This is a genomic window from Pseudoalteromonas sp. TB25, assembly GCF_000497995.1.
Classification (GTDB): domain Bacteria; phylum Pseudomonadota; class Gammaproteobacteria; order Enterobacterales; family Alteromonadaceae; genus Pseudoalteromonas; species Pseudoalteromonas distincta.
Window position 1 is genome coordinate 1 of sequence record NZ_AUTI01000148.1, and the last position, 3,641, is coordinate 3,641.

General features: G+C 41.5%; 4 protein-coding genes and 1 pseudogene. 1 reads left to right on the top strand and 4 read right to left on the bottom strand.

Annotation, left to right across the window (positions count from 1 at the left end):
* The 4 genes and pseudogenes from L652_RS1000000125285 to bioB all read right to left on the bottom strand — a co-directional run.
* Positions 1-95 (bottom strand): annotated as a pseudogene (locus L652_RS1000000125285) (dethiobiotin synthase); the annotation flags it as partial.
* Positions 96-123: 28 nt separating this feature from the next.
* Positions 124-999, bottom strand: a complete 876-nt coding sequence (locus L652_RS0103230) for a methyltransferase domain-containing protein (protein WP_024594989.1) — start codon at positions 997-999, stop codon at positions 124-126.
* Positions 996-2,147: an 8-amino-7-oxononanoate synthase gene (locus L652_RS0103235; RefSeq protein WP_024594990.1), complete on the bottom strand. Its 1,152-nt coding sequence runs from the start codon at positions 2,145-2,147 to the stop codon at positions 996-998. The genes L652_RS0103230 and L652_RS0103235 overlap by 4 nt, the downstream gene beginning before the upstream one ends.
* Before the next feature lie 12 nt (positions 2,148-2,159).
* Entirely contained in the window at positions 2,160-3,200 is a 1,041-nt protein-coding gene (bioB, locus tag L652_RS0103240; RefSeq protein WP_024594991.1) for a biotin synthase BioB, read from the bottom strand.
* Positions 3,201-3,294: 94 nt separating this feature from the next.
* Here bioB and L652_RS0103245 point away from each other — a divergent pair.
* The coding region (locus L652_RS0103245) for an aminotransferase class III-fold pyridoxal phosphate-dependent enzyme (RefSeq protein WP_029770140.1) at positions 3,295-3,641 on the top strand (347 nt) is incomplete at its 3' end.

A 3,641-nucleotide genomic window follows, 5' to 3' on the forward strand; every position in this document is an offset into this window, starting at 1 on the left:
TGTTTTTTATGTTGGGCAAGTAACTTTAGTAGCAAACTGGTAACGTGGGTTTTTCCGGCATCGGTGTCGGTGCCTGTTATAAAAAATTCTTTCATGCGTTGCCTTTAATGTCTTTGGACTTATTTAGTGTTTTTGTAATGATAACAGCACCACATGATAAGACACACATGCTTTGTTATTTATAAGCGGATACGCACTGCATACTTTTTGTAGCGCCGATTTAGTAAGTAACCCTTGGCGCGTATTGGTATGATTTTGCGTAGTAGCGCCAATAGCCTTAATTGAGGCAATAGCTTTTAAAGGTGTTGTGTATTCATCGGTGTAAATACGTTTTTTAGCGCTATTAATAGTAAACCCTGCATTTTGGACTGATTGGTTTATATGCAGCTCACTATTAAAGGTATTTATATGGCTGTTAGAATCAAGCGCGGCAAAGGCTGTTTTTATTTCGTTTAGTGAACCCTCTACCACAGTGCTTATGTACGCCTGCCCGCCTGGTTTTAATATGCTGTAAAGTGATTGCATTAAAGCCGAAAAATTAGCAGACCACTGCACTGCAAAATTACTGTAAATAACATCAACACTGTTTGCTTGTAGCGGTAAGTTATCCATATCGGCGCATATTTTTGGTGTGGTTAAATCACTACTTTGCAACATGTTTAAGCTCAAATCCATTGCCACAACGCTTGCAAATACGCTTTGTAATGTGTGTGTATTAACAAGCGGGCCTGCGCCTAAATCAACACAAAGCTTATTTTTATTAATGCCTGGTTTTATTAGCGCAAATAGATCGCTCGCAGCATGTTTTTGTACATTTGCATGGGTGTTATAACTCGCCGCCGCCTTTGAAAACTTACTTTGTGTAGACTTTTTAAGCTCCTTGTTTAGCTCTCGATTTGGCTCCTTATTTAATTCTTTATTTGAATCGCTACTCACTAGGCACGGTTTTACAAGTTGTGTTTGCACTAGATCTGTTTTTAATACTGGCTGAGCAGTCATGCTATTGCACCTACTAAATGCTTAACTAAGTGCGTTATGTCTTGCTCGGTATGTGCGGCGGTTAAAGTAATGCGTAAACGTGAGGTGTTATGTGCAACCGTGGGCGGTCTAATTGCAGTGAGCCAAATACCCTGTTGTTTAAGTTTATCTGCCGCTTGTAACGTTTGCTCAGCACAACCTAATACAATGGGCTGTATGGCTGTATTTGATTCCATTACTGCAATATTATGGGTTTTAGTGAGTTGCTTAAATAATGCAATATTGGCATTTAGCTTATCGCGTTTATCATTGGCTGTTTTTATGTTTTTAATACGCGCGAGAGTGTGACTTGCCATAAGCGGCGACATGGCGGTTGAATACGTGTAATCGCGATTAAACTGCAGCATGTAATCAATAAACTGTTTACTTCCTAATACACACGCGCCACTACTAGCCACTGCTTTACCAAAAGTAATGACTAATATATCTGGCAGCGTTTGAGTAATAAACGCTTCGCAACTGCCTAAGCCTGTTTTACCTAATGCACCAAAGCCGTGTGCGTCGTCAATCATTAGCCATGCGTTGTGCTGTTTTGCTAAGACGAGTAATTCTTTAAGAGGCGCGGTATCGCCATCCATCGAAAACACACCTTCGCTTATAATTAGCTTGTTTTGCGCTTTTGATTTTTCGAGCTGTGAACGTAAGTGATTCATGTCGTTGTGATTAAAACGCACTAATGCCGCGTTTGAGTGCATAGCCCCGTCAATCAAACTTGCATGATTTAACTTATCTTGAAAAATAGCGCTGTTTTGTGCAGCCGCTTTATCTTGAAACAGCGCTTTAATTACGCTGCTATTAGCGCTAAACCCTGAGTTAAATAGCATTCCTGCGCCATAACCAAATTGCTCACATAAGTATTGTTCAAGCGCTTTTTGCTGCGCCTGATAACCGGTAACCAATGCAGAGCTGTGACTGCCTAATGCGTAGGAGTCATTAAGGTTTACAGCCTCATCCCCAAAGCCTAAGTAGTCATTACTGGCAAAGTTAAGATAGGTTTTATTATTAACCGTTATGGTGCGCGCTGTAGCGTGCTCTACTACATTGCGTTTACGAAGCAGCGCATCTTGCTGGCGAGCCTCAAGATGCGTATTTATAAAATCAAAAGGCATAGATATAAAAGCCTACGCTTCGTAAAACAATTCAGACGTTGCTTTGTCGGCTACTTGCGATGAAAGCGAGGCTTCTACTGCTTCGTCTGAATAGTCGTGACGTTTTTCTGGGTTCATGCCTAGTTTTTTAATTAGGTTCATATCGGCATCAGCGTCGGGATTCTCGGTGGTAAGTAGTTTATCACCATAAAATATTGAGTTAGCGCCTGCAAAAAAGCACATCGATTGCATTTGCTCGTTCATGGCGTTACGCCCTGCCGATAAACGTACATAGCTGTGTGGCATCATAATGCGCGCTGTTGCTATGGTACGTACAAATTCAAAGTGATCTAAATCGTCTACGTTTTCAAGCGGTGTGCCTTTAACTTTAACCAGCATATTAATAGGCACGCTTTCTGGCTGTTGTGGCAAATTAGCTAGTTGCATAAGTAGTCCAAAGCGGTCGCTTGCTTGCTCGCCCATGCCGACTATTCCGCCCGAGCATACTTTCATACCGGCGTCGCGTACGTGGTCAATGGTATTTAATCTATCTTGAAAAGTACGGGTTGATATAATTTGCTCGTAATACTCAGGTGACGTGTCAAGGTTGTGATTGTAGTAATCAAGCCCTGCGTCTCTAAGTTCATGGGCTTTTTCGTTAGTGAGTTTGCCTAGCGTCATACAGGTTTCTAACCCTAGCTCTTTTACTTCTTTAACCATTTGCGAAATGTATGGCATGTCTCTGTCTTTTGGATCTGACCATGCAGCGCCCATACAAAAACGGGTCGCGCCTTTTTGTTTAGCAAGGCGTGCTTGCTCTACTACTTTTTCTACTTCTATTAAGCGTTCGCGTTCTAAATCAGTTCGGTAATGCCCCGACTGCGGGCAATACTTACAATCTTCTGGGCAAGCGCCTGTTTTAATTGATAACAACGTAGAAATTTGCACTTCATTTGGGTTGAAGTTAGCACGGTGAACCGATGCGGCTTTAAAAAGTAAATCGTTAAATGGCATTTCAAATAATGCTTTAACTTCAGCGTGGGTCCAATCGTGACGAACAGGTGCAAGTTCCATAATACTCTCTTATTTTTTTCTCAGCGGTGATATTGGCTTAGTCTACGAGTTGAAGTACCATTGTCAACGAAGCCCACCAAGTTAAAGTTTACATATGATTAAAAAGAACACTATTGACCTTGATTTTGATCGTGAGCACATTTGGCACCCATATACATCGATGACTAAGCCAATTCCGGTATACCCCGTTACACATGCAAATCACAACATTATTTATCTCGAAACTGGCGAGCAATTAATCGATGGCATGGCCTCGTGGTGGAGCGCAATACATGGCTATAACCACCCTGTTATAAATAACGCCATGATTGAGCAAATTAATAATATGAGCCACATTATGTTTGGCGGTATTACACATAACAGCGCGGTAGAGCTGTGCAAAAAAATAGTAAATATAACGCCGCCTAGTTTAACTAAAGTGTTTTTAGCCGACAGCGGCTC